This window comes from bacterium, assembly GCA_021372615.1.
GTDB lineage: Bacteria > Armatimonadota > Zipacnadia > Zipacnadales > UBA11051 > JAJFUB01.
Genome location: JAJFUB010000055.1, coordinates 13,846 through 37,907, shown reverse-complemented (window position 1 = coordinate 37,907; position 24,062 = coordinate 13,846). Strand labels below are relative to the sequence as shown.

Here is a 24,062-nt window from a genome sequence, read left to right as displayed (position 1 = left end):
AGCACGCTCCTGGACAGTGCAGAACGACGCCTGCCGCGCCGTGAGGGAGAGCCACTTGCCGCCTCACCGCGCCAGCCAGAGACGCTCATACGCGTCCCACTCCGCCGGCTCGGTCGTGTAGTCGGCGAACAGGGCTACACCCGCGAGCGCGGGGCTGAGCGGGCGACTACCGAGGGTGTTGCGGACAGCCACCAGTGCCAGAGGCAGGTTCTCGGCCCGCGGGTTGTGGGCCGGCACACCACGGCCATAGGTCGGCAGCCCGAGCAGCACGCGACAATGCGGATTGGCGGCAACCACAGCGACGGGCACCCGCCGGCACTCCTGCCCCAGGAGCCACGCATACCAGCGCGGCCAGTGCATGCCCGTGTCGTAGCACATGACCGCGATCTGGTCACACTCGCGCGCGACCTCACCGAAATAGCCCTCGCTCCAACCCCAACCCCACCTATGCCACGGCAGCCACGGCGCCGCGGCCACGCCCAGCAGCTTCCGCGGGGCCAGCGCCGCCCGCGTCTCGCGCAGCAGCTCCAGCAGGCCGGGGTCGCCGTCGCGGCACGTCTCGTAGTCCCACTGTACGCCGTCGAAACCGCAGGTCTGGGTCAACCACAGCGCTTCGCCAACCATGTTGCTCCGCATCGCCGCATCATCCAGATCCACCAACCCTCCTGCCCGGACATTCCCCGCATACACCCACGCCAGCACCTTCACCTTGGGCGCGAGCCGATGCAGCGTCCGCACCAGCCGCCGGGCGGGGTCCGGGTACCGATAGACGAGCTTGCCCTCACGGTTGACGAGCCGCACATGGAAGTAAGCGTACCGGATCTCCAGCACCCGCAGGTCGTGTGCCAGCCGGTGCAAGTCCGCGCCGCTCCTCTGACCGAAGTACCACGTGTAGCGCAGCCAGAGAGCGTTCTCGCCGTAGTTGGGGGAGGGGACGTCAGGACTCACGCAGAGCGGGTAGAGCCAGTAGTCAGCCAGGGCGGCGACGAAGAGTAGCGCCAGGAGAATGGGGCCGCGCCTGAGGCGGAGCCCCCTGCGGTGAACTGTGCCTTCCCTCTGCATGATGGGGAGACATTCGCCTCTGCGGACAGGATTACATTCGTACACACAGCAAGACGGCCCCGCCTCAGACGAGGCGGGGCCGTTGTCGTTACGGTTCCCGAATCCCGAATCCCGATTCCCGCCGTTACTCGACGGTCACCGTCTTGGCCAGATTGCGCGGCTGGTCAATGTGCTCGCCACGGAACTTGGCGATGTGGTAGGCCAGCAGTTGCAGCGGGATAGCCACCAGGATCGGGCTGACCAGCTCGGGGCAGGCCGGGACCCAGATCATGTCATTGGGCTGGCTCGCCACGTCGTCCGGGCTGGCGCCCTTGTCCACGCCGGTGTTCTCGATGGCCGTGTCGCCATCGGTCGCCACGGCGATGACCGGGCCGCTGCGGGCCTTGATCTCCATGATGTTGGCGACCATCTGGTCCCTGACCTCACCCTCGACCGCGATGGCCACCGTGAACAGCGACGGCTCGACCAGCGCGATGGGGCCGTGCTTCATCTCGCCGGCGCTGTAGCCTTCGGCGTGGATGTAGCTGATCTCCTTGAGCTTCAGCGCGCCCTCCAGCGCCGACGCCAGGTTGACGCCGCGGGCCAGGTAGAGCGAATTGGGGCGCATGGCGTCGCGCCGGAAGGTCGTGGACCACCAGCCCTTCTCCGCGGCCTTCGCGTCGCCGTTCTCGATGCTGACGCCGTGCTTGGCCCACTGGTTGCGGCGGGAGTCGTAGTACTTCTCGGCGATGGCGATGATGCTGTCCTCGCGCGCCAGCAGGGCCTCGGCGTGCTCGGGGCACTCCAGGAGCGAAGCCTTCATGGCCCGCAGTTCCTCGGCGCTGGCCGCGCCGCGCACTTCGGCGAAGTACAGGGCGATCAGCTCGATGGTGAGGATCTGCAGCGTGTAGGCCTTGGTCGAAGCCACGCCGATCTCGGGGCCGGCCTGGATGTAGACCACGCCGTCGCTCTCGCGGGCGATGGTGCTGTCCACGACGTTGACGACGGAGACGACCTTGGCGCCCTTCTCACGCATGTCGCGCAGGGCCAGGAGCGTGTCCATCGTCTCGCCCGACTGCGTCACGGCGATGACGAGGGTATCGTCCAGGACGATGGGACTGCGGCTGCGCAGCTCGGGGGCCAGGTCGGCCTCGGACGGGATCTTCGCCAGCTTCTCCATCACGAAGCGCCCGACCACTCCGGAGTGGTACGCGGTGCCGCAGGCGGTGAAGACGACCTTGCGAATGCGCTTGATCTCGTCTGCGGTCAGGTTGAGGCCCTCGAGCTTGACGGGGGCGTCAGCGGAGGTCAGGCGGCCCGCCAGACAAGCGTAGATGGCGTTGGGCTGCTCGTGGATCTCCTTGTGCATGAAGTGGTCATGCCCGCCCTTGCCGGCGGCGTCGGCGGGCCAGGGGATCTCGTAGACCGGCTTGTCAATCGGCTGGAGGTCGAGGGTGGTCAGCTCGATGTTGTCGGCGGTGATGAGGGCGACCTCGTCGTCGTCAATGACGTAGACGCGGTCGGTCTCGGAGCGGATGGCGGGCATGTCGGAGGCGATGAAGTTCTCGCCCTCGCCGATGCCGACGACGAGCGGGCTGCGGCGGCGGACGGCGACGAGCTGCCCGGGGCTGTCGGCGCAGATGATGCCGAAGGCGAAGGCGCCGCGCAGGCGATGGACGGCCTCGATGACGGCGGCGCGCAGGTCACCCGCATAGTACTTCTCGACGAGATGCGACATGACTTCGGTGTCGGTCTGCGACTTGAACTCGTGACCCTCGGCCTCGAGCTCGGCGCGCAGCTCCTGGTAGTTCTCGATGATGCCGTTGTGCACGACGGCGATCTTGCCATCGCAGGACAGATGCGGGTGGCTGTTGGCCACGGAGGGCTTGCCATGGGTGGCCCAGCGGGTGTGACCGAGGCCGAGGGAGCCGACCACGGGATCGGCAGCCAGATCGGCCTCGAGATTGGTGAGCTTGCCAACCGCGCGGCGCAGGACGAGTTCGCCGCTATCGGTGATCACGGCGACTCCGGCGGAGTCATAGCCGCGGTACTCCATGCAGTGCAGGCTCTGGATACAGATCGCAGTGGCCTGTCGCTTTCCAACATAACCGACGATACCACACATGACAGATCGCCTCGGATGGTGCCCTGTAGGGCGGGGGCTTGTACCCCGCCCCGTAGATGCGCCGGCACTCCGGCGCACGGACACAATGATAAACCGGCCGCAGGGCCGGCGACGGTACGGAGCGGCGGACAAAGGGGATTTCGTCCGGAACAGCATTATAGACGGAAGGGGCGGCAAAAGGCAAGGAGCGATGGCGGGATGGCGGGAAGCGGCAGCGGCGCGCCGCAGACCGGGACGGGTGTGGACAAGGCGGCGGGAAGGGGGTAAGATTCGGTGGGGGAGAGACAGGAGCGTTCAGGTGACCTATACAGTCGTCATGCTGCGAGAGAAGGACGGGCGCTATTCGGCTATCGTGCCGGCGCTGCCCGGCTGCGCCACGTGGGGCGAGAGCCTGCCCGAGGCCCTGAAGATGGTCGAGGAGGCCATCTTGGCGTACCGGGATGGTCAGGAGGCGCTGGGGCTGCCGATGCCAGCGGACGTGGGGACGGTGAACTTCGATCTGGGAGAAGCCGCTGAAGCCTCGGTATACAGGGTGACCGTGGCGGAGGAGGCTGTCTTTGCCTAAGCAGCCAGTCGTCTCCGGACGCGAGTTGATCAAGGCATTGGGTCACATCGGCTATGAGCCTCTTAGACAGCGGGGGAGTCATGTCACGCTGGTGAACCGAGAGGTTGGCAAGACTGTCTCGGTTGCCGTTCACAGCAACAAGCCTCTGCCGCCAGGCACGCTGGCGCACATCCTGCGGCAAGTCGACATCAGCAATGACGAGCTGCGGGAGTTGGTCGACGAATAGCGGCACCGCCGGGCTGGCGGACGCTACTCACCGTCGGACAAGGGGATCGCGCCCGAGGGGGGACTCTTGACGGAGGGGCGGACGAAGACAAGATGCCCCACAGCCCTGGTAGGCTCACAGCCCCGCCGGAATTGTCACCCTGCGCTGAAGGCTTTCCTGGCAGCGGCCTCACCTTCGGGGCTCAGGCTCACTGTTCTGGTTCCGCCGGCAATCTTGATGTGCACGTAGCCGCAGTGCTGGAGTTCAGCCATGTGCCTTCTCGCCGCCTTCCATACCTCCGCCGGTATCGCCATCGGCTTCCTCAGCAGTTCGAGCAGGGCAGTGTCAGCTTCCCGACTCAGGGGTGCGGCGGGAGTCGTGTGCCAGGCGAGCTTCCCCGTTGGCTTGCCGGTCTCGGGGTCCGTGACCCACGTCGCGTCACTGTTCGGGTACCCAGGGACCACCGGCACTCGCTGCCAATAATCCTCTTGCGGCCTGGTGATGAAGTGGCCGTACCGCGCCACCAGTTCCGCACTCGGTACCTCGAAGTCCTCCGTGTCCTGTGGCTTCTCCGGGTACCACACCAGATAGTGTCTGCATTTCCGATGCACCGGCGGAGCGTAGCGGAATAGCTCTTCGCTCCCGGCTCTGAATACTTCGCCGCAGAGCAACCAACACAGAGAACAGGTCTGCTCATCTACCGGCCCTGCTACTCGCGCCCACTTGGCCCATCTTGGCGGGCTGTCAGCGCCCACACAGAGGTATATGCCGAGGCTGGGATCCTGCCCCTCGGGTATACCTTCCTCCGGGAGATGTTGGGCCCCGGTCTGCCCCAGGCTCACGCCATACTCCGGCGTTACGAGCGTCGCCCGGACCTCCTCGACCGCCCGCCGCGCCTCGTCGGCCCGGCGCTCTACGTCCTCGAGTCGGATACCCCGTCCCGTTCTGCGCTTCTTCCCCGGCTCTGGCTCGGGCGGTCCTTCATGTTCTGCCACGAGGGAGTCAATCTCATGAGTCCCCCAGCCGGCAGCCAGCATGGCGACTCGTATCTCAGCAGTGTTGCAGCCGACGGTGAGCATCTTGCTGAGGTATGCTCGTCCTGTATTGAGGCGGTCACTCACGGCAGCATCCCCTCCTGCTTTGAGGTGGTGTGCCCGCTGGCTACAGCGAAAAGGGTACTCCTTACCCACGTCGGCAGCAAGGCCTGTGGTATGCGCGACTCCCGCTCTATTCCCGGCGTTGTCTGGGTAGATGAGGAGCATCGGGCATCTCCACGTGTCTCGCGAGGCCTGCACGCGCACCTCTCGCCGCCCGTCACACGCGCTTGGGGATGCCATGCGCATCCCTGCGACGGTCACTACCCGCCCTTGGTGAGTATCCCCTGCTCATACCCCTCGAACGCCGCCCTCAACTCCTCCCGCGCATTCATCGCGGCCCGCCCCCCCCCCGCGCGGCAGGTCCCCCTCCCCCGAGTGCCGAGCCGCTCCCCCATGCCCACCACCGACCTCTCCGCCACCTGTGACGCCATCGTAGCCCATCTCGTGCGCGCCCAGGATCTCACCCCCGGGCCGTAGTATGGCTCCTTCTGGAGCGAGAAGGCCTACCGCGGGCCGCTGCTGGACTGGCACGCCGGGGGGGCCGCCACCCGCGCGGAGCCGACAGTGGGGGGGCTGGGGCTGTGGCTGGCCGTGTGAGGGCACGCACCGTCGGATGAAGGTCTCCGCCTCGCACCTCTTGAACGGTACCCATCGCGTGCATGCACGCGATGGAGAGGCATGAACGGGATATCGTCTAGCACAGTGCCGGGCAGGGACGGCACGCTCGGCGGTGGGGTCGTCATCTCTGCAGCGCTCGTGCTGTTGTGTGTGGGGGCCATCATCCTCTTACGCCTTCCCTACTGCGACGGCGGGTTGCTCAAGTCGGACGAGGCTGTCTACGCGGTAACCGCCCGGGCGTGGAGCCAGGGGCTGCTGCCGGGCCGCGACACGTGGGACAACAAGCCGCCCGGGATGGCGGCGGCATACCTCCTGGCGGCGCGGCTGCCAGGCGGCATGATCGCGGGCTCACGGCTGCTGGCGCTGCTGTTGGCGGCCGTGACGCTGCTGGTCACGCTCCGACTGGCGCGCCTGGCGGCGCCGACGCTTCCGGTGTGGCCCGTGGCGGTCGCCTATGTGCTGATCACCCATGCCAACGGGTGGCCTGCCCCCGAATGGGTGGTGCTCAACGGCGAGTGGCCGTCCACGGCACTGGTAGCACTGAGCGCCCTGTGTCTGGCCGAATGGACCCGGCGGGGCGATGGCTGGTGGGTGCTGCTGGCAGGCGTGTGGGGTGGGATGGCGCTGCTGTTCCGGCAGACGGCGCTGGTCCCGATGGCGGCGTTGGGGCTGTGGCTGATCTGGGTAGCGGCGCGGCGCGGCGGAGGTCGCGATGCAGGGGCGAGCGTGGGCCTGGCCATGGCCGGGACGCTCTTGGCCTGGGCCCCACTGGTTGCCTACTACACCGCGCACGGGGCCCAGTCGTACCTATGGCCGGCGTGCGGCGGCTGGGGGCTGGCGTATGCGGAACAGCGCGTGGGCTGGGCTGACGGATGGCGCAATGCCTGCGGCAGCCTGGGTGTCGGCCTGCTGCCGGCCCTGGCGGGGCTCGGCCTGCTCGGCGCTGTGCTGGCTGTTGTGCCGGCGCGATGGGGAGAGGCGGGGAGGGGCGTGGCGGTGCCGACGCTCCGCTGGCTTCTGGTGGCTCTGGGCCTCGGCAGCGCCCTGGCGGTGCTGCCGGGCGGGCGCCTGTTCGACCACTACTTCCTGCAGGCGGCGCCCCCCTGGGCGTTGGCCGTGGGTCTGGGTGCGGCACAGGTCAGACGCTGGCCGCGCTGCCCGCTCCTGCGCTCCGCCGCCGGCGTGATGCTGGCGTTGGGGGTGCTGGCCGTCGGGGGACGACTGCTGCTCTCCCATCCCGACAACGCGAGGGCCGTCATGGACGAGGCGAGCCAGGAGGTGTTCGCGGCGGTGGCGGACACCACGCAGGCCCGGACGCGCCCGACCGACCGGATACTGGTGTGGGCGTGGGCGCCCCAGGTGTACTGGTACGCCAACCGGCTGCCGGCGGCCCGCGACCTCACGCTCAACTACGCCCTGGGGTGGATCGGCCGCGAGCCCGGCGAGCTGTTCCCGGGGGCCGCCGCCGCGCTGCGTGCCGACCTGTGCCGCACCCGCCCCCCGATCATCGTCAAGCCCACCGACGACGCAGTGCCCTTCGGCACCTCGCCGGCGTGGCAGCCGGGCGCAGCCCCCCTGGTGTGGGCGTTCGTGCGCCAGAACTACCGACAGGTCCAGCACCTGCCGCACTGGGAGGTGTACGAGCTGCGGGCAGGTGTGTCCGCCGGCCGCGCCGAACCCCCCGCGCATGATCCCCTCCGACCTCACCGCCACCTGTGATGCCATCGTCGCGTACCTCGTCCGCTGCCAGGACTTCACGCCCGGGCAGTACTACGGCGCCTTCTGGAGCGAGAAGGCCTACCATGGGCCGCTGCTGGACTGGCACGCCGGGGGGAGCCACCACCCGCGCGGAGCGGGCAGTGGGGGGCTGGGACTGTGGCTGGCCGGGCAGGAGCGCGATGATGACGACCTGTGCCGCCGCGCCGAGGCGGCCTTCGACTGGGTCGTGACGCGCCAGCATGAGAGCGGCGGGTACTTCGAGATCCAGAACAACGAGCGACCCTCGGACTGGGAGTGCACCGGGCTGGAGGAATGCTCGACCATCGAGGTCTCGTTCGTCATCCACGGGCTGGCGAACGCGCTGCTGGCGGGGCTGCCGCCGAAGGCCTGCTACCTGGAATGCCTGCACCGCGCGGGCCACTGGTACCTGTCCATCGAGTGGCCGCCGGGCTCGGGCATCTTCCCCCACCACGAGCGCTCGCCGTATGACACGCTGAACGCCAACCTGCACACCGGGGAGGCGCTGGCGGCGATCTTCACCGCGCTGCGCGAGGTGTACGGGCGCACGGTGAACATCTTCTACCAGGGCGCGCGGCGGACGGTCCGCCACACGCTGACGCTGCAATGGCCGAATGGTTGCTTCCCCTATCGCGCCAATGACGGCATCACGATCAACTACACCTCGCTGGTGGTCTGGTGTCTGCTGAACGCGGTGGAGACGCTGCCGGAGATGCACTACCGGGGCGACGTGGCGCCGGCGGAGGACGTGCGGCGAGCCCTGGAGATGGCCGGCAAGTTCCTGAGTGGCTGCGTGGCCGCTGACGGCACGCTGCTGTGGGACGAGAACGAGACCTCGACCGCCAAGCACAACATGTGGACCTATGCGCTGACGGCCAATGTGCTGCGGCGGATCGGAGGCGAGGGGAACGTGGCGGCGGCGGAGCGGCTACTGGGGTACGCACTGTCGCAGCGGAGCGCCTCGGGACTACTGCCGATGCGAGACGAGGGGGAAGAGATCACCGAGTGCGCGTACATGCAGGCGGACATGCTGCTGTTCCTGACACAGGGGGTTTGATATAGGGCGAGACGGGCGATATAATGTTTGCGCAAACATATCACCGCAGGTGCCTCCCATGAAGACACGACAAGACCCCGTCCACCGCAAGATGGGCGTCAACGTCAGCCTGGACCATCACACCCTCGCGATGCTCGACGAAGCTGCCAACGCTGAGAGCACGACCCGCTCAGCCCTCCTGCGCCGCATCATCGCCGAATGGGTCGCCGACGTGGCCCTGGATCGGGCGCTCATGGCGGAAGCCGAGGAGATACTCAGCGATCCGGCTACCGAGTGGGTTCCCCTTGAGCAACTTGAGGCGGAGCTGGGGGGCACATGCCATACGAAGTCGAAGTGAGCGGCCGCGCCGCCAGGATGATACGGAGCATGGGACCGGAACTGCAGGCGCGAGTGCTGCAGGAATTGCACGCGCTGGCGACCGAGCCCAGGCCGCCGGGCGTGGTGCGGCTACACGGCAAGTGGGACGGGGCGTGGCGGACCCGCGTCGGTGACTACCGCGTCGTCTACACCGTAGACGACACAGCGCGGGTAGTCCGTGTCGTCACCATCGGGCACCGTAGCCGCGTCTACGAGTAGGCAACTGCGTCAGTGGGGGTAGTACCCCGCCGCCGTGTCGAACAGGGCCACGATGTTCTCGGGGGGTGTGCCGGCCTGGATGGCGTGGCTGGGGCCGAGGATGTAGCCGCCCCCCGCGCCGAGGATGTCAATGTGCCGCCGCACCTCGTCCGCCACGTCCTCCGCAGTGCCGAAAGGCAGCGTGTGCTGGACGCTCACGCCGCCCTCGAAGCAGAGCCGATCCCCGAAACGCCCCTTCAGGTCCGCCGGGTCCATCCCTGCGGCGTCGAACTGCAGCGCCTGCAGCACGTCTATCCCCATGTCCAGCAGCCCCGGCACCGCCTCCGCCACCGCCCCGTCCGAGTGGTAGATGACCCGGGCCCCGTGCTCGTGGATGACCGCATTGAGGCGCGTGTGGTAGGGCTTGAGGTGCTCCTCCCACATCGCCAGCGACATGAGCAGCCCGTTCTGGCCGCCGATGTCGTCGGCCGTGAAGACCAGGTCAATCGCGCCCGGGACAGCACTGAGCGCGCGGTGGAAGTGCTCGCAGAAGAAGTCGGTGACCCGGCCGGCGATGGCGTGGAACAGCTCGGGCTCCATGACCAGGTCCATGAAGCTCTGCTCGAAGCCGCGCATGTACCACGTGGTCTCGAAGATGTTGCCATTCGACAGCATGAGGCAGGTCTCGCCGTCGGCCTGCAGCCGGGCCACGAGGCCGGGGAAGGCGGCGTAGTCGAACAGTTCCGGCGTCGGCCAGGCATGAGCGGCGATGTCGGCGACGGTACGGGCCCCGGCCAGGGGATAGACGTCAATCTCGTGGTAGCAGTCCGCGCCGTAGCTCACGGGCTTGCGGTGGACGCCCCACATGTCGGTCCCGGCGGGCAGCGCGGGACCGACATACGGGGGAGCACAGCCCTGGATGTCCACGAGGGGTTGCAGGACGGCGGCGACGGTGGTCTGGCGCTCGCGCGCCAGATACTCCTCGAGTGCCCGGTGGGCCGGGGCATTGATCCCGGCGCAGACCATGGCGAAGGGGATGCGGTCGGTGGTCTGGTGGTCGAGCGCGAGGCGCATCCGCTCGCGGCGGCTGAGTGTACCGGTTCCCATTGAGCCTACCTGCGCGACCTCGTGTCGCGTCCCAGAGGGAACTGACCAACCGCAGTAGGGCAGGCGGCCTCGCCCGCCCACCCCCACCATGCGCGGGCGAGGCCGCCCGCGCTACTGACGGATGCAGCGCACTACCGGGACGCGACCCTAGAACAGTACAGTGGCGCTGCCGGTCACCCCGACCCCCATGTCCACATTGGCCATGCTCGAGTCCCAGTGCGTGAAGGCCAGGTCGAACTGCCAGTCCCTGACCCGGTGGCCGACACCGAGGCTGAGGCCGATGGGGTTCTTGTGGGCCCGCTCCTCATAGCCCGTGCGGATGAACCACCCCGGGCGGATCTGCACCTCGGCGCCCACGTTGAGCAGGCGGTACGTCTCGTTGGTCAGGTCGCGCGCCAGGAGCGCGAGCAGGAAGTCCTCGGACAGATAGCCCGAGACGCCCAGGTCATACGTCCTGCCCTCGTCGGTGTGGCTGTAGGCATCGCGCACCACGAGCGTGGCCGTCAGGGGCCTGCCGTTGGTCAGGTGCCACTGGCGCAGGAGGCTGAAATCGGTCGTCTCCACGTCGTCCGCCTCGCCGGGGTGGTCCCACATGCGGAGCATGGCGCCTACCGACCAGTCATGCGAGAGAGACACACCGTAGCCGATGCCGAACTCGGTCGGCTTGTCGGTGAGCAGGTCCGCGTCAGCATAGTAGGCCGCCAGGCCATGCTTGCCGTTGGTGGCGCCGGCGCCGGTCAGGAAGGTGCTCTGCGCGTCGCAGGCGGGCACGCCTGACACATCGGCAAAGCCATAGGCGGCCATGGCCTGCCCGCCCCACAGGTGCCGGTCGGCCGAACCAGCGGCCTGCCGCAGCCACGGCAGGGCCGCCGCGTTCAGGAAGATGGCCTCACTGTCGCCCAGCGACGACAGGCTCGCATTGCCCATGCCGGCCGTACGACCACTCATGGCGCTTTGCGCGCACGCCGCGCCCACGCAGACCAACAGCACACATGCGACTACCAGACCTCGAACCATGCCATCACCACCTGTGACGTCCCTTCGTCCGTACTACTGTGCCTTCGCCGGCTTCAAGTCGCCGCGCTCGACCATGTCGCGCAGCGGGTTGTCCTCGATGTCCAGCGGCAGGTGCACCATGCCGCGCCGCCGCACGGACTCCCAGCAGGCGAAGATCTGCTCGGTGGCCCGCAGGGCGTTGCGCGCGTTCATCATGCACTCGCGGCCGGTCTTGAAGCAGTCCACCACGTCGGCCAGACAGCGCTCGATGAAGTTGGGGCCATGGCAGCTCTCGCCGTCACAGTCGTAGCCAACCCAGGACGCGCCGGCCTGCAGAACGCGCAGCACCGGCTGGCCGGCGCGCCCGATCTCGATCATGCCATCATTGCCGATGATGCGGTGGTGGCAGCCGACCGACGCGCCCGCGTCGCCCGTGGCCGCCTGGCCGAAGATGCCGCTCTCATACTGCCACACCGCGATGGCGCTGTTCTCGTTGTGGGTGCCGAAGATCAGCTTCTCCTTGCTGTAGTCCAAGCCGCACAGCACCCAACTGGTGTTACCCTCGCCGGCGAACCAGTTGGCCATGTCGAAGTTGTGGGAGCCGTAGTCGAACAGATCCCCGATGCCAATCTCGATCTTCTGGATGTCACCGATGACGCCGTCGTCAATCATCTGCTTGGCCATGGCGAAGGGCAGGCCGTAGCGCCGCTGGTGGTTGAAAGTGAGCTTCGTGCCGGATTGCTCACACGCCGCGACGAGAGCCCTGGCGTCACCGAAGCTGTAGGCCACGGGCTTCTCGCAGTGGATGGCGGGTACGCCGGCCTCGGCGCAGTCCACGACCATCTGTCGGTGCAGGTGCGGCCAGGTGCAGATGGACACGAGGTCCAGCTTGATCTGCGCCAGCATCTCGTGATAGTCCGTGAAGATGTCGGTGAAGCCGAACTTGCTTGCGAAGGCCTGCGCGTGCTCGGGCACGATGTCGGCGGCGGCGACCATCTCGACGTCGTCGGCCAGCAGCTTGTACGCCTCGCCATGGCGATAGGCCATGGCATAGCCCATGGGACCGGCCTTCTCGGGGACTTTGCCGGTGCCGATGAATGCGACTTTGAGCTTGGACATCACGTCATCTCCTTGGTGATAGTGCAGCCCGGTTCGGGACAGTGTCCAGCTGGGAGACCGGCAGCCCAGTAGGGCAGGCGGCTCGCCTGCCCGCGCGGGCGGGCCGCCTGCCCGCGCGGGCGGGCCGCCCGCGCTACTACGGCGCGGTGGCGCCCGCGGCCAGTTCCGTTACTTCAACCCGCCATGAGCGCGCGCCAGGCTTGCAGCGACCCGCGCAGGGCGGGGCGTGATTCGGCCGGTGTGGCGCCGTGGAAGGACGGCGCGACCTCGATCGTGCAGACGCCGTCGAAGCCGACTTCACGCAGGCCCCGCGCGGCGCCAGCCAGGTCGGCGTTGCCTGCGCCGGGGTGTTGGTGCAGGTCGCGCATGCCGTCGTTGTCGTGCACGTGCACTTCGTGGATCGGCGCCGCGACGCTACGGATGTAGGCGGCGGCGTCCCCGCCCTGGAAGTACGGGTGCTGGTGCCGGCGCAGGTTCAGATGCCCCAGGTCCACGAGCATCCCGAAGCCGTCCAGGGCCAGCAGCGGCCGCAGGTGCTCGGCGTAGGCGTCCACGGCGGCGGCGTCCAGCGGGAAGTCCTCGACTCCGAAGCGCAAGCCGGGCGCCGTCTCGGCCACGGTCCGCAGCACCAGCGCCATGGTCGCTATGTCGTAGAACATGCCGCAGGACGTGGTCTCCATGGCGGCATCGAAGGTGACATCGAGCAAACGCGCGCCGAACTGCTCGCGGGCCGTGCGCAGGTGCTCGGCGCGGAACAGCGGGAAGTTCGTGTGCAGCGTGACGGTCAGGTCGTTGCGCTCGACGACCCGGCCCAGGTCGCGCCACGCCGCGGCGTCGAGGTCGGCCAGGAAGTGGGGCTGCAGGGCGAGGCTGTCGAAGCCGGCTCCAGCCAACTCCTGTACCAACTCCGTCAGTGGGAGCCCGGGCTCCATGTAGTTCCAGACGGCAACACCGTAACGCATGAGCACCCTCGGGTGAACCTCAGCATACCATCTCTCGGACGTTCCGCATCCCCACCAGATCATCCTGCAAACACGCGAGGACATACGGCCCCTCGGGGATCACGGCGATGCTGGCGTCCGGACCGTGGACCGCGAGGGCCTGCGCCACCGCCGCCTCCACCGTCTCGGCGGGAACGACGAACAGCTCGCGCTGCAGGTCGGCGGGCAGGCTCGACACGCTGACGACCGTGGCTTGGCGGCAGACCTTGTGCATCTCCTGGAGTTGCCACAGGTCAATGGAGCACAGCGTACCGGCGAAGGCCTGGGCCATGAGACCATCGAGGCTGCTCTGGCCGAGGATCAGTTCAGCGAACTCCGGGCCGCCGAGGCCCTCGGCGTTCTCCTGGGCCACGATGACGGTACCGCCGGGCTTGACGATGGGCAGCGCGCCGACCATCCCCTTGACGCCCTGGTAGAACGTCAGGTCGAGCGGGTAGCCGGCGGCGGTGGTGACGACAATGTCCACCGGCTCGGCCAGCGTCACCTTGGTCTGGCGCTCGGCCAACTCCATGCCCGCCAGATGGGCCCGGCGCATGTCGCCGGCGAAGACACCGGTCGGTTGCCGGGCCTCGTTGAGCACGACGTTGAGGAGGAAGACGTTGGACCGCGGGCTTTCCAGCCCGCAGCCGTTCGCCAGGTCTGCCACCTCCAGTGCCTGCTCGTGCACGGGATTGTGCCACAGGTTGCCCGCGCGCGCCTCGTCCGGGTCGAGCATCTCGGCGCTGTGCCACGCCATGACCGTGCGCACGCTGCACAGGCCGGGGCAGATGGCCTTGCGGCCGCCCGAATAGCCCGCCATCAGGTGCGGCTCGATCAGGCCGGTCAGGATCTTCAGGTCGGCCTCGACGTAGCGCCGGTCCACGTGCACCGGGAGGCCGCGCGACGTGCGCCCCAGGTCCGCATGGCTCTCCGGGTCGCGGGCCACGTGGTTGACGATGCGGCAGCCGCTGGCCATGACCTGCGGCCCCAGCATCTCGGCCAGCTCCTCGTCGGTGTTGCCCCGGTGCAGACCGGTGGCGACGAGGATCGTCACCTGCTCCGGGGGCAGACCGGCCTGGCCGAGCGTCTCCAGCAGCGGCGGCAGCAACAACGCGTTGGGCACAGGGCGGGTGATGTCCGAGACGACGATGACGGCATCGCGGCGGCCGGTGGCGATCTCGGCCAGCGGGGGAGAGGCGATGGGGTGGAGCAGCGCCTCGCGCACCGCGCCCTCCGGGTCGGGCAACACCGGCAGTTCGTTCATGCGCAGCACATGGCGCACATTGCGGTCGGGTAGCTCGACGTCCAGCCCCTGACGGCCGTAGCGAAGATGGATCTGCATGGACACTCCTCAGCACGATGCTGCACGCAGAGTTCCCGCCGCGGGCGGCGCAATCCTCCGCTGCGGCGAGGCGAACCCGCGCCGGCACGGGCGGCGGCCTGAGGAACGCTCGAGATCGTCCCACCGGCGGAAGGAGACGCTGCACTCCGCAGGGAAGGGGCACGAAACGCAGGTTCCGGGGGCGGTGGTGGGGGCCATCATTCAGGAGGGTGACCACATGCGCAAGGGATTCACACTCATTGAGCTGTTGGTTGTCATCGCGATCATCGCGATCCTCGCCGCGATCCTGTTCCCGGTGTTCGCCAAGGCCCGGGAGAAGGCGCGTCAGGCGAGCTGTCTGTCGAACGCCCGGCAGATGGGCATCGGGCTGGTGGCCTACATCCAGGACTACGACGAGGCCCACCCCGGGTGCTACATCGGGGTCTGGACCGGCGCGTTCTGGAGCACGAGCAATCCCGGCGGAAACCGGCGCTGGTTCCAGGTGGTGGAGCCATACATCAAGAACAGCCAGATCTGGAAGTGCCCCTCCTCCAACTCGGCGGCCGGGGCGCTGGACTATGGCGTGAACCGCAGCGTCTTCCCTGAGGACGTCAATCCCCAGAGGCTCGCGAACTTCCAGGCCCCGGCCAACACGATCGCTGTCTCCGAGCGGCCCAACACCGGGGGCGCTTCACAGCATCCATACCATTGTGCGGCCTACGGCCAGTACGGCTGCTGCCATGTGCAGGACCCGCACAACAATGGCGGCAACTTCGTCTTCCTCGATGGCCATGCCAAGTGGATGAAGTCGGAGAGCACGAAGGGCATGTGGTCGTGCGGCCACGGCTGGTAGGGCGCCGGGGGCCCCAGATGCTGCCGCGCGAACGCATTCGCGCCGTCCTCGACTTCCAGCCCTGCGACATCGTGGGGCTGGAATGCCACCCCTCGCCTGCCGGGTTGTACGAGCATGGCACGCGGCTGCAGCGGCTCCTACGCGACCACCCCCACGACTTCGGCGACTTCTCGGACCTGCCACTGCCGCATCCCGACCCGGCGGCGATCCAGGCCGACGGCAGCTACTGCGAGGTGCGCACTGATGCCTGGGGCGTCACCTGGAAGCACCACATCTTCGGCGCCTGGGGCCTCCCCCAACACCGGCCGCTCGACGACTGGGCGAACCTGGCCGACTACCGACCGCCGGCGCCACCCACGCCCTCGGGCCCGGCCTTCGCGGCCGCGCGCGCTGCGGCAGCCACGCACAAGCAGCGCTACTACCTGAAGGCCGGCTGGGGCGGGTTCTTCGAGACGCTGCACTCGCTGCGGCGCTTCGAGGACGTGCTGATGGACATCGCCCTCAACACGCGGGAGATCAACCGTCTGGCCGACATGCTGGTGGAGTACCAGGCCGAGGCCCTGCGGTACGCGCTGGCGCTGGAGCCGGACGGGGTGCAGATGGGAGACGACTTCGGCACCCAGGAGGCGCTGCTGCTGGCGCCCGAGCAGTGGCGGCGGTTCTTCCGGCCGCGCTACGAGAAGCTCCTGGCCCCGGCCCGCGCGCAGGGCGTGGACATCTTCTTCCACTCCTGCGGGCAGATCTGGGACCTCCTGGGCGACCTGGCGGACCTGGGGGTCAACGCGCTGTGGCCGCAGATCAACCTGTACGACTGGCCCACCCTCGCGCGGCGCTGCCGCGAGCTGAAGCTGGCCCTGGCGCTGCACCCGGAGCGCTCACACATCATGACCTTCGGCACACCGGCGCAGGTGCGACAGCATGTTACCGACCTCGTCGCCGCCTTCAGGCCGCAGGAGGGCGGGAGTTGGCTTTACCTGGAGATCGACAACGGCTTTCCGTGGGAGAACGTGGAGGCGCTGTTCGACACGGTCGCGCGGTACCGGTGAGGGGAGCAGCGCGGCTTACCGGTCTCGGGCCGCGCGCTGCATCGCCCACTGCTTCAGCCGTCCGAAGCCCGGCTTGGCGACGAGTGCATCGGCGATGCCGAGGGCGGCGTCCGTGAACCCCGCGGCGTAGAGCTGCTGCAGCGCGTTGAGCACCGCGGTCTCGCTGAGGGGCTGGTTGATGCACAGGCCGACGATGCGGTAGGTGAGGCGCTCGCGCGGCCCCCCGTTCATGATGGCCTGCACCAGGTGCCAGAGCGCCTCCTCGGGGCGGTAGCCCTGCGCGCAGGCCTCCGCGGCCACCATGTGCGCCGCGGCCCGCGCTCCCGGCCCGTTCCCCTCGCTGTCCCCTGCCAGACCGGCGCCCCCATAGTCCGTCGGTCCTGCCGTCATCTGCAGCACCTGCTCGGCCGCGAGCCCGGCTTCGGGCACGCGCTGGACCTGCAGCAGGCACTGGGCGCGCTCCAGCAGACCGGTGGGGGAGCCGGCGGCGCCCTCAGTCTGGTTGAGCCAGACCAGCGCTTCGCGCGGTCGCCCGAGCTGGCGCAGCAACCGCGTCAGACCCACAGTAGCCGGGGCCGTCACGGCCCGCCGCGTCGCCTCGGTCTGCAGGAATATGACCCCGGCGTCCGCCTGGCGTGTCGCCAGGTACATCTCGGCCAGGGCCAGGTAGTAGGCCTCGGACTCCGGGTCGGCCAGCGCCACGTCGGCGGCCGCCTGGGCGACCGCAGCCAGGTTCAGGTCCGCGCTCGTCTGCAAGGCCAGATCGCTACGGGCCGCCAGCAGGAGCCGGTATGGCTCGGCTCCGATGGCCTGTGGGCCGGTGAGGCGGGCCAGGGCCGCGATCAGTTCAGAGTACCGCTGCTGGGCCAGCAGCACATGGCACAGGCCCACGCGGGCGGCGGCGGTGAACTCCGACCCGCGGGCCAGCCGCTCGTAGATTGCCGCCGCCTCCTGGCGCCGCCCCGCCGCGGCCAACTCGCGCGCCGCCGCCAGGTTGAGCAGGCCCTGGCGGGGCTGACGGTCGGCCAGATCGCCCAGGCGCCGGGCCGCCAGCACCGTCCCCCCCTGCCGGCGATAGAGCATCGTCAGTCCGTCCAGCACCGCGGCGTTGTCGGGGGCTTCGCACAGCAGCGCCTGGAAGACCAGGGCCGTAGCGTCCATCTCGTCGGCCGCCTCGGCGGCCTCGATGAACGCCTCGATGGTCTCCACATCGCGCGGGTGATCCGGCACGGCGCGCCGCAGTTGCTCCCATGCAACCCGCACTTGCCCGCGCTGCAGGGCGCACAGGGCGAGGCTGCGCCGGGCCACTGCGTTGTCGGGCGCAGCCTGCAGCACTTCCTGGAAGACGGGCTCGGCCGCCTCGGGTTGTTCGACTTGCAGCAGCACCTGGGCGGCCAACAGCCGCGTGGCGCGCACGTCCTCAGCCGTACCTCCCCCGGATCGCGCGAGCGCCGCCCGGGCCAGCATCTCCGCGCGCGGCGCGTCGTGCAGCTGCTGGAAGAGCGACGCCAGCCGGGCCTGCAGCAGGGCGTCGCCCGCCGACCGGTCGGCCACCTCCTGCAAGCGCGTCAGCGCCCACTCACGCCCCCCGAGCCGCAGCGCCAACTCGGCCTCCTCCAGGGCATACTGCTGCTGCCCGGCCCGCTGCAGCTCGCGCCACTGCATCAGCGCGGTCGGGGTGTCATGCTCGGTCAGCGCGGCCTGGATCAGCATGCGGCGGGGCTCCAACTCCCCGGGCGTGAGGGCCACCAGCCAGGTCAGGTAGCCCAGCGCGGCATCCGGGCGGCCGGCCTTGGCCGCCAGCGCCGAGGCCGTCAGGAGCTGGTCGGCCAGGGGCTGCTGGAGCGCGAAGGCGGCGTCGTACGCGCGCAGGGCCTCGGCCGGGTCTTCCTCGCCCAGGACCTGCGCCAGCACCAACTGGTACTGCGGCACGCGGGGGGCCAATCGGGCCGCCGTCCGGTAAGCCGCTACCGCCGCTCTGCGGTCGTCCACCGCGAGGTAGCACTCGGCCAGGCGGGCCTGCAGCGCGGCGCTCTGGGGCTGGCGGCGCACGGCCAGTTGGAGGTACGGAAGGGCGCGGTCGGGCTGTCCGGCCTGCAGGTACAGATCAATGAGCTTGCGGAGCTGGTCTGGCTGCGCGGGCTGCAGGCGCGCGGCCTGCTCCAGGCACCGGGCCTGCTCGGCGTCCAGCTTCATCTGCTGGTAGCACTGCGCGAGCAGCAGCCACAGCTCGGGCGCTTTGGGGTTGGCCGCGGTGGCCTGCTTGAGGATGAGTTCGGCTTCGAGGGGGTTGCCCTGCTGCAGCACGAACGAGGCAGCCTCTTCGGCCAGCTTGGGGTTCTTGGGGCGGAGGCGCAGGAGCTTGCGGTACCAGAACGAGGCGCGGTCGGCCCGGGGCAGCTCCGCGTACAGACGCGCCAGCGCCGCTGCATACACCGCTTCATTGGGGCGCAGGCGCGCGGCGCGGTTGAAGGCGTTGATCGCCCCCGACAAGTCGCCGGAGCGCTGGCGGGCGACCCCGAGGCGGTACTGCAGGTCGGCATCCCGGGGGTGGGCGGCGACCAACGGCGCCAGGGCCTGCGCCGCCTCGGCATACTGCCCGCGGTGCAGGAGCGCCAGGGCCCGCGCCCGAGCATCCGCCGGCGCGCCGACCACCGGCGACACCAGGGCCGCGGCCAGGCACGCCGCCAGCAGGAGCAAGCAGGGGCTACTTGCGGTGGTAGATCTCGTCAGGATCCACCTCGGGCTCGCAGGTCTCGCACCACTGCCCGTCGCGCAGCTCGTAGAAGAAGCAACTGCGACGGCCGGTGTGACAGGCCACGCCGGCCTGCTCGACGCCGAGCAGCAGCGTGTCCTTGTCGCAGTCGGTGCGGATCCACTTTACCTTCTGCAGATGGCCGGACGATTCCCCCTTGACCCAGAACTGCTGCCGCGACCGGCTCCAGTACGTGGCATGGCCGGTCTCCACGGTCGCCTGGAAGGACTCGCGGTTCATGTAGGCAACCATGAGCACTTCACCCGTCTCCGCGTCCACGGCGATGGCGGGGATGAGGCCGTTGGCATCGAACTTGAGTTCGTCAACTACAGACATGGAAGTCCTCAGGGGGAAAGGATGACGGCAACGGCAACGGCAACAGGATGTAAGGATATAAGGATGGCAAGGATGAACGGATTGACGGCCGGCTACTGTTCTGGCACGGCGACTTTGGGGCGCCAGCAGCGCTTGACCTCGATGCTCGGCCGGCCGAAGTTCACGAGCAGGCCGACGTCCTGTCCGCTCGCCTTCAGGTAGTTGATGAGCTGTGCGCTGTGTTCGGACGCGAGTGCGGAGACGGCCTTCAGCTCCAGGATGACGGTGCCCTCAACGACAATGTCAGCCAGGAACTCCCCGACGATCTCTCCACGGAAGGACACTTTGAGTGGCACTTGCTGGGCCACTGCCAGCCCCTCCTGCGCCAAGGCCATGGCCAGCGCCTTCTGGTACACCGACTCCAGGAACCCATGCCCCAGCTCGTTCGCCACCTCATAGCACACCCCGATGATCCGCCCCGTCAACTCCTCGTGCTCCACTGCCCCTACCCCCTGGCAATGCCGTTGGCCTCTGCCGTATCCTCCCCATCCTTCCATCCTTACATCCTGTCTTCCGTTCCTCAAATCCGTATGTCTACGCCTCTGGCCTTCAGTTCCTGCTTCACATCCTGCACCGTCGTCTCGCCGAAGTGGAAGATGCTCGCCGCCAACACAGCGTCGGCCTTCCCCAGCGTCAGCGCCTCGTACAGGTGGTCCACGCTGCCCGCGCCGCCGGAGGCGATGACGGGGATGCCGGCCTTCTCGCTGATGCGCCGGAGCAGCTCAATGTCATAGCCGGCCTTGGTGCCGTCGGCGTCCATGCTGGTGACGAGGAACTCGCCCGCGCCGCGCTCCTCGGCTTCCTGCGCCCACTGGAGCGCATCCACCGTGGTCGGCGTGTGGCCGCCGTGGGTGTAGACGACCCACTCGATGTCCTCGTCGGGCGCGTAGCCGAGGTTGCTGTCATCGCGACCCTCGCGCGGGACGCGCTTGGCGTCAATGGCCACGACGATGCACTGGCTGCCGAAGCGCTCGGCGCCGCGGTTGACCAGGTCGGGGTCCTTGATGGCCGCGGTCATGATCGAGGTCTTGTCGGCCCCGGCCTTGAGTATCTCGCGGATGTCCTCGACGCTGCGCACACCGCCACCGACGGTGAACGGGATGAACACCTGCTCGGCCACACGGCGGACGATGTCGAGCATGATCTCGCGGTGGTCGAGGGAGGCGGTGATGTCCAGGAAGACGAGTTCATCGGCGCCCTGGCGGTCATAGTTGGCGGCCTGCTCGACGGGGTCGCCCGCGTCCACGTGGTCAATGTACTTGACGCCCTTGACCACGCGGCCACCGGTCACGTCGAGACAGGGAATGATGCGTTTGGCTAGCATGAGGCTCCTCAACTCCCGCACGCGGCGGGTCACTGTATTGGCTGTCAGGGCTGCGGCTAGTCCGGGTCTGTGGCCGTCGGCCCCGCAGGCTCAGCGGCCCCGCCTCGAAGGCGGCTGGCCGCGTGTACCAGAGCCACGAGCACTGCCGCAACCGTGCCGAGAGCGACACCGCCCGCCAGCCCGCCCAGCGGCAGGACCAGGATGTTCCATGGCGCTGGCAGCCCTCCCATGACAGCCATGCCCAGGAACGTGACCACCACGCCAGCCAGCGCCCCGAGCGCCGCCCCGATGGCGAAGGCAGTTCGGTACCGCTGGCGCCATGCCGTTGCGGGCCGCGGCGCAGACCGCCGCACCAGCGCCGCGCCGCCCAGGATCACGATCAGCGCGACCGCGGCACATCCGCCGAGCAGCCCGAGCAGCTCCAGAGCCAACTGCATGGATTCCACCCGCACGCTCAGCGTGCCGCCGCGATGGCTGCCTTCAGGTTGAGTGTGCCCTCATACAGCGCTTTGCCCGTGATCGCGCCGATGACGCCGAGCGGCTCGAGCGCCTTCAGCGCCACGATGTCCTCGAGCTTGCTCACCCCGCCGCTGGCGATGACGGCGATGTCCACGGCCTCGGCGATCGTGCGCAGGCTCTCGAGGTTCGGCCCCACGAGCATCCCGTCGGTCGCGATGTCCGTGCAGATCAGCCGCTGCACGCCGAGGCCCTGCATCTGCTTCGCCAGGTCCACGGCGCTGATGTCAGAGGTCTCCGTCCAGCCCAACACGGCCACCTTGCCGTCGCGGGCGTCAATGCCGACGATGATCCGCTCGCCGAACTCCGCCAGCGCGGCCCTGAGCTGGTCGGGCTGCCGCAGGGCGCTGGTGCCCATGATGGCCCACTGCACACCCAGGCCCAGCACCCGCCGCACATCGTCCGCCGTCCGCAGCCCGCCGCCCAGCTCGACCGGGATGGAGATGGCCCCGACGATGGCCTCAATGGCCGGCAGGTTGACCGACCGGCCGCCCATGGCGCCGTCGAGGTCCACGACGTGCAGGATCTCCGCGCCCTGGTCCGCCCAGTGCCGCGCCATGTCGGCGGGACTGTCCGAGTAGACGGTCTGTTGGTTCATGTCGCCTTGGCGGAGTCGCACGCACTTGCCGGCGGCCAGGTCAATGGCAGGTATGACGATCATGACGGATTCCCGTATCGGTTGGTACGCCCGACACTCCTGTCGGGCGCGTGTCCGGTGAACCGCCCGACAGGAGTGTCGGGCGTACCGGCAGGCAAGGCGCGATGAATCGCGCCGCTACTTCGTCCTGGCGTAGCACAGACAGTCGGACGGGACCTCGTGCCCCGGCCGCTGCGTCCAGCGCCTCAGCGTGCCCTCGTACGACATCCCGATCTTCGCCATCACGCGCGCCGAGGCCGGGTTGTTGACATCGCACACCGCCCAGACGCGGTAGATGTCCGGCTGCGCGAAGGCCCAGTCCGTGACGGCCTGCGCCGCCTCGGTGACCAGCCCCTGGCCCCAGTACGGGCGCGCCAGCACGTAGCCCAGATCGGCCTTGTGGCCCTGCACCCGCAGGGCGATCATGCCGAGGGCCTCGTCCAGCGGCGGGACGGTGATGACCCACTCGTAAGCCTCGCCTGACTCCCAGGCGGCCAGACGGCTGGCCACGAACCGCTGCGTCTGCGCCAGCTCCGTGTGCGCGGGCCAGGTCAGGTAGCGCGTGACTTCCGGGTCCTGCGCATAGCTGGCGAAGATCGCCTCAGCATCGTCGAGACGAGGGCGGCGCAGCACCAGGCGGGCGGTCCGGAACTCCTCGGGCGGGTTCATAGCTCCCCCTGCACAGCCTTCCGGAAGTTCGCCAGGACCTGCAGGCCCACTGCGGCGCTCTTCTCGGGATGCCACTGGCTGGCATACAGGTTGCCGCGCCGGACGGCCGAGCAGAACTCGTAGCCGTAGTCGGTGGTCGTGGCGATGAGGCTGTCATCGGCCGGCTCGGCATAGTACGAGTGGACGAAGTAGGTCCATGGGCCCTGCGCCACGCCGCGCAGCAGCGGCACGTCGCCATGGATCGTGATCTGGTTCCAGCCGATCTGCGGGATCTTCAGGCTGTGGCGGAAGCGCACCACCTTACCCGGCAGAATGCCCAGCCCGGGCAGCTTGCCCTCCTCGCTGGACTCAAAGAGCACCTGGAGCCCCAGGCAGATGCCGACGAAGGGCTTGTCTGCCGCGATGGCAGCCTTGATGGCCGGGATGACGCCGGCCTGCTCCAGGTTGGTCATGCAGTCATCGAACGCGCCGACCCCGGGCAGCACGACGCCGTCGGCCGCCTCAATGACCGCCGCGTCGGACGTGATCTCGACCTCACAGCCAACCTTCAGCAGCGCCTTGTGGACGCTGCCCAGATTACCCATACCGTAGTCAATCAGTGCGATCATCGTGCGCTCTCACTTCTGTCTTCTATCTTCAGTCTTCTCTCTTCGGCCTTCTACAGCGTCCCCTTGGTGCTCGGCACCTGCCCGGCCTGGCGCTCATCCAGCTCGGCGGCCATCCGCAGCGCGCGGCCGAACGACTTGAAGGCCGACTCGGCGATGTGGTGGCTGTTAAGACCGGACTGCTGCCACAGGTGCAGCGTCATCGCGGCGTTGGCGGCCACCGCGCGGAAGAACTCCAGGACCAGTTCGGTGTCGAACGTGCCGGTCTTCTGGGTCGGGAAGCGCAGGTCGAACTGCAGGTGGGTGCGGCCCGAGAAGTCCAGCGCCACGCCGACAAGGGCCTCATCGAGCGGGCACAGCGCCCAGCCGTAGCGGCTGATGCCCTTCTTGTCGCCGATGGCCTGCGCCAGCGCCTGGCCCAGGACGATGCCGACATCCTCGACCAGGTGGTGGTCGTCCACGTGCGTGTCGCCGGTGGCCCTGAGCTTCAGGTCCAGCAGCCCATGCTTGGCGATGTGAGTGAGCATGTGGTCGAAGAAACCAACACCGGTCTCGATCTCGTACGTGCCGGAGCCGTCGAGACTCAGCCACAGCTCAATCTGTGTCTCTTTCGTCTCGCGCTTGATGGTTGCTTCGCGTGACATGGTATGCTCACTCTCTGGTTGGTGGCGCTGAGCTTGAGAGGATGGCGAGGATGGGAACGACGATCTCGAGGATGAACGGCATCCTCCATTCATCCTCGACATCCTTGCCGTTATC

General features: G+C 68.5%; 24 protein-coding genes and 1 pseudogene. 8 read left to right on the top strand and 17 right to left on the bottom strand.

What is annotated here, in order from left to right; genetic code table 11:
* Positions 1-63 precede the first annotated feature (63 nt).
* Positions 64-1,062, bottom strand: coding sequence for a hypothetical protein (locus LLH23_08555; protein ID MCE5238528.1), 999 nt, complete (start codon positions 1,060-1,062; stop codon positions 64-66).
* 124 nt (positions 1,063-1,186) lie between these two features.
* Positions 1,187-3,166, bottom strand: coding sequence for a glutamine--fructose-6-phosphate transaminase (isomerizing) (gene glmS / locus LLH23_08550; protein ID MCE5238527.1), 1,980 nt, complete (start codon positions 3,164-3,166; stop codon positions 1,187-1,189).
* Positions 3,167-3,464: 298 nt separating this feature from the next.
* Between glmS and LLH23_08545 the strand changes: the two genes are divergently transcribed.
* Entirely contained in the window at positions 3,465-3,731 is a 267-nt protein-coding gene (locus LLH23_08545) for a type II toxin-antitoxin system HicB family antitoxin (GenBank protein MCE5238526.1), read from the top strand.
* A complete protein-coding gene (locus tag LLH23_08540; protein MCE5238525.1) occupies positions 3,724-3,957 on the top strand; it encodes a type II toxin-antitoxin system HicA family toxin in 234 nt (77 codons plus the stop codon). Before LLH23_08545 ends, LLH23_08540 begins: the two co-directional genes overlap by 8 nt.
* Positions 3,958-4,091: 134 nt before the next feature.
* On the opposite strand, the gene LLH23_08535 is transcribed toward LLH23_08540, so the two are convergent.
* Positions 4,092-5,198 carry a hypothetical protein gene (locus tag LLH23_08535; GenBank protein ID MCE5238524.1) on the bottom strand — a complete coding sequence of 369 codons (1,107 nt, stop codon included), beginning with the start codon at positions 5,196-5,198 and terminating at the stop codon, positions 4,092-4,094.
* Between the two features lie 513 nt (positions 5,199-5,711).
* Between LLH23_08535 and LLH23_08530 the strand changes: the two genes are divergently transcribed.
* Genes LLH23_08530 through LLH23_08515 form a run of 4 tightly spaced genes read left to right on the top strand, consistent with a single transcriptional unit; the run spans position 5,712 to position 9,021 of the window.
* Entirely contained in the window at positions 5,712-7,370 is a 1,659-nt protein-coding gene (locus LLH23_08530) for a glycosyltransferase family 39 protein (protein ID MCE5238523.1), read from the top strand.
* Complete coding sequence (locus LLH23_08525; GenBank protein MCE5238522.1) at positions 7,339-8,445, top strand: hypothetical protein; 1,107 nt, start codon at positions 7,339-7,341, stop codon at positions 8,443-8,445. Before LLH23_08530 ends, LLH23_08525 begins: the two co-directional genes overlap by 32 nt.
* Before the next feature lie 58 nt (positions 8,446-8,503).
* Complete coding sequence (locus tag LLH23_08520; GenBank protein ID MCE5238521.1) at positions 8,504-8,782, top strand: ribbon-helix-helix protein, CopG family; 279 nt, start codon at positions 8,504-8,506, stop codon at positions 8,780-8,782.
* Positions 8,761-9,021, top strand: coding sequence for a type II toxin-antitoxin system RelE/ParE family toxin (locus LLH23_08515; GenBank protein ID MCE5238520.1), 261 nt, complete (start codon positions 8,761-8,763; stop codon positions 9,019-9,021). The genes LLH23_08520 and LLH23_08515 overlap by 22 nt, the downstream gene beginning before the upstream one ends.
* A gap of 9 nt (positions 9,022-9,030) precedes the next feature.
* On the opposite strand, the gene LLH23_08510 is transcribed toward LLH23_08515, so the two are convergent.
* The 5 genes from LLH23_08510 to larA all read right to left on the bottom strand — a co-directional run bounded on the left by LLH23_08510 (position 9,031) and on the right by larA (position 14,544).
* The gene (locus LLH23_08510) at positions 9,031-10,107 is read right to left on the bottom strand and encodes a uroporphyrinogen decarboxylase family protein (protein MCE5238519.1); all 1,077 of its coding nucleotides are present in this window, start codon (positions 10,105-10,107) and stop codon (positions 9,031-9,033) included.
* A 147-nt stretch (positions 10,108-10,254) separates the two neighbouring features.
* Complete coding sequence (locus LLH23_08505) at positions 10,255-11,124, bottom strand: hypothetical protein (protein MCE5238518.1); 870 nt, start codon at positions 11,122-11,124, stop codon at positions 10,255-10,257.
* A 33-nt stretch (positions 11,125-11,157) separates the two neighbouring features.
* Positions 11,158-12,222, bottom strand: coding sequence for a Gfo/Idh/MocA family oxidoreductase (locus LLH23_08500; GenBank protein MCE5238517.1), 1,065 nt, complete (start codon positions 12,220-12,222; stop codon positions 11,158-11,160).
* A gap of 173 nt (positions 12,223-12,395) precedes the next feature.
* Complete coding sequence (locus LLH23_08495; GenBank protein MCE5238516.1) at positions 12,396-13,184, bottom strand: sugar phosphate isomerase/epimerase; 789 nt, start codon at positions 13,182-13,184, stop codon at positions 12,396-12,398.
* Positions 13,185-13,203: 19 nt separating this feature from the next.
* Positions 13,204-14,544, bottom strand: coding sequence for a nickel-dependent lactate racemase (larA, locus tag LLH23_08490; GenBank protein ID MCE5238515.1), 1,341 nt, complete (start codon positions 14,542-14,544; stop codon positions 13,204-13,206).
* Positions 14,545-14,761: 217 nt separating this feature from the next.
* Here larA and LLH23_08485 point away from each other — a divergent pair, with 217 nt between their 5' ends.
* The gene (locus LLH23_08485; protein ID MCE5238514.1) at positions 14,762-15,376 is read left to right on the top strand and encodes a DUF1559 domain-containing protein; all 615 of its coding nucleotides are present in this window, start codon (positions 14,762-14,764) and stop codon (positions 15,374-15,376) included.
* A 17-nt stretch (positions 15,377-15,393) separates the two neighbouring features.
* The gene (locus LLH23_08480; protein MCE5238513.1) at positions 15,394-16,422 is read left to right on the top strand and encodes a hypothetical protein; all 1,029 of its coding nucleotides are present in this window, start codon (positions 15,394-15,396) and stop codon (positions 16,420-16,422) included.
* Between the two features lie 1,215 nt (positions 16,423-17,637).
* Here LLH23_08480 and LLH23_08475 read toward each other — a convergent pair.
* From LLH23_08475 to hisB, 9 genes and pseudogenes are all read right to left on the bottom strand, one after another.
* Positions 17,638-19,077 (bottom strand): annotated as a pseudogene (locus tag LLH23_08475) (tetratricopeptide repeat protein).
* A 52-nt stretch (positions 19,078-19,129) separates the two neighbouring features.
* Positions 19,130-19,513 carry a phosphoribosyl-AMP cyclohydrolase gene (hisI, locus tag LLH23_08470; protein ID MCE5238512.1) on the bottom strand — a complete coding sequence of 128 codons (384 nt, stop codon included), beginning with the start codon at positions 19,511-19,513 and terminating at the stop codon, positions 19,130-19,132.
* 92 nt (positions 19,514-19,605) lie between these two features.
* A complete protein-coding gene (locus tag LLH23_08465; protein MCE5238511.1) occupies positions 19,606-19,992 on the bottom strand; it encodes a GxxExxY protein in 387 nt (128 codons plus the stop codon).
* Positions 19,993-20,072: 80 nt separating this feature from the next.
* Positions 20,073-20,876, bottom strand: coding sequence for an imidazole glycerol phosphate synthase subunit HisF (gene hisF, locus LLH23_08460; GenBank protein MCE5238510.1), 804 nt, complete (start codon positions 20,874-20,876; stop codon positions 20,073-20,075).
* A 56-nt stretch (positions 20,877-20,932) separates the two neighbouring features.
* Positions 20,933-21,313, bottom strand: a complete 381-nt coding sequence (locus LLH23_08455) for a hypothetical protein (protein ID MCE5238509.1) — start codon at positions 21,311-21,313, stop codon at positions 20,933-20,935.
* A gap of 17 nt (positions 21,314-21,330) precedes the next feature.
* The gene (hisA, locus tag LLH23_08450) at positions 21,331-22,053 is read right to left on the bottom strand and encodes a 1-(5-phosphoribosyl)-5-[(5-phosphoribosylamino)methylideneamino]imidazole-4-carboxamide isomerase (protein ID MCE5238508.1); all 723 of its coding nucleotides are present in this window, start codon (positions 22,051-22,053) and stop codon (positions 21,331-21,333) included.
* Between the two features lie 114 nt (positions 22,054-22,167).
* Complete coding sequence (locus LLH23_08445) at positions 22,168-22,698, bottom strand: GNAT family N-acetyltransferase (protein ID MCE5238507.1); 531 nt, start codon at positions 22,696-22,698, stop codon at positions 22,168-22,170.
* The gene (gene hisH, locus LLH23_08440) at positions 22,695-23,306 is read right to left on the bottom strand and encodes an imidazole glycerol phosphate synthase subunit HisH (GenBank protein MCE5238506.1); all 612 of its coding nucleotides are present in this window, start codon (positions 23,304-23,306) and stop codon (positions 22,695-22,697) included. The genes LLH23_08445 and hisH overlap by 4 nt, the downstream gene beginning before the upstream one ends.
* 50 nt (positions 23,307-23,356) lie before the next feature.
* Complete coding sequence (hisB, locus tag LLH23_08435; GenBank protein ID MCE5238505.1) at positions 23,357-23,947, bottom strand: imidazoleglycerol-phosphate dehydratase HisB; 591 nt, start codon at positions 23,945-23,947, stop codon at positions 23,357-23,359.
* Between the last annotated feature and the right edge of the window lie 115 nt (positions 23,948-24,062).

Bases quoted from the DNA above. Each gene is read 5' to 3' on its own strand.
- LLH23_08555 (MCE5238528.1), bottom strand. From the start codon at position 1,062: ATGCAGAGGGAAGGCACAGTTCACCGCAGGGGGCTCCGCCTCAGGCGC.
- glmS (MCE5238527.1), bottom strand. From the start codon at position 3,166: ATGTGTGGTATCGTCGGTTATGTTGGAAAGCGACAGGCCACTGCGATC.
- LLH23_08535 (MCE5238524.1), bottom strand. From the start codon at position 5,198: ATGCTCCTCATCTACCCAGACAACGCCGGGAATAGAGCGGGAGTCGCG.
- LLH23_08530 (MCE5238523.1), top strand. From the start codon at position 5,712: ATGAACGGGATATCGTCTAGCACAGTGCCGGGCAGGGACGGCACGCTC.
- LLH23_08525 (MCE5238522.1), top strand. From the start codon at position 7,339: ATGATCCCCTCCGACCTCACCGCCACCTGTGATGCCATCGTCGCGTAC.
- LLH23_08520 (MCE5238521.1), top strand. From the start codon at position 8,504: ATGAAGACACGACAAGACCCCGTCCACCGCAAGATGGGCGTCAACGTC.
- LLH23_08515 (MCE5238520.1), top strand. From the start codon at position 8,761: ATGCCATACGAAGTCGAAGTGAGCGGCCGCGCCGCCAGGATGATACGG.
- LLH23_08510 (MCE5238519.1), bottom strand. From the start codon at position 10,107: ATGGGAACCGGTACACTCAGCCGCCGCGAGCGGATGCGCCTCGCGCTC.
- LLH23_08505 (MCE5238518.1), bottom strand. From the start codon at position 11,124: ATGGTTCGAGGTCTGGTAGTCGCATGTGTGCTGTTGGTCTGCGTGGGC.
- LLH23_08500 (MCE5238517.1), bottom strand. From the start codon at position 12,222: ATGTCCAAGCTCAAAGTCGCATTCATCGGCACCGGCAAAGTCCCCGAG.
- LLH23_08495 (MCE5238516.1), bottom strand. From the start codon at position 13,184: ATGCGTTACGGTGTTGCCGTCTGGAACTACATGGAGCCCGGGCTCCCA.
- larA (MCE5238515.1), bottom strand. From the start codon at position 14,544: ATGCAGATCCATCTTCGCTACGGCCGTCAGGGGCTGGACGTCGAGCTA.
- LLH23_08485 (MCE5238514.1), top strand. From the start codon at position 14,762: ATGCGCAAGGGATTCACACTCATTGAGCTGTTGGTTGTCATCGCGATC.
- LLH23_08480 (MCE5238513.1), top strand. From the start codon at position 15,394: ATGCTGCCGCGCGAACGCATTCGCGCCGTCCTCGACTTCCAGCCCTGC.
- hisI (MCE5238512.1), bottom strand. From the start codon at position 19,513: ATGTCTGTAGTTGACGAACTCAAGTTCGATGCCAACGGCCTCATCCCC.
- hisF (MCE5238510.1), bottom strand. From the start codon at position 20,876: ATGCTAGCCAAACGCATCATTCCCTGTCTCGACGTGACCGGTGGCCGC.
- LLH23_08455 (MCE5238509.1), bottom strand. From the start codon at position 21,313: ATGCAGTTGGCTCTGGAGCTGCTCGGGCTGCTCGGCGGATGTGCCGCG.
- hisA (MCE5238508.1), bottom strand. From the start codon at position 22,053: ATGATCGTCATACCTGCCATTGACCTGGCCGCCGGCAAGTGCGTGCGA.
- LLH23_08445 (MCE5238507.1), bottom strand. From the start codon at position 22,698: ATGAACCCGCCCGAGGAGTTCCGGACCGCCCGCCTGGTGCTGCGCCGC.
- hisH (MCE5238506.1), bottom strand. From the start codon at position 23,306: ATGATCGCACTGATTGACTACGGTATGGGTAATCTGGGCAGCGTCCAC.
- hisB (MCE5238505.1), bottom strand. From the start codon at position 23,947: ATGTCACGCGAAGCAACCATCAAGCGCGAGACGAAAGAGACACAGATT.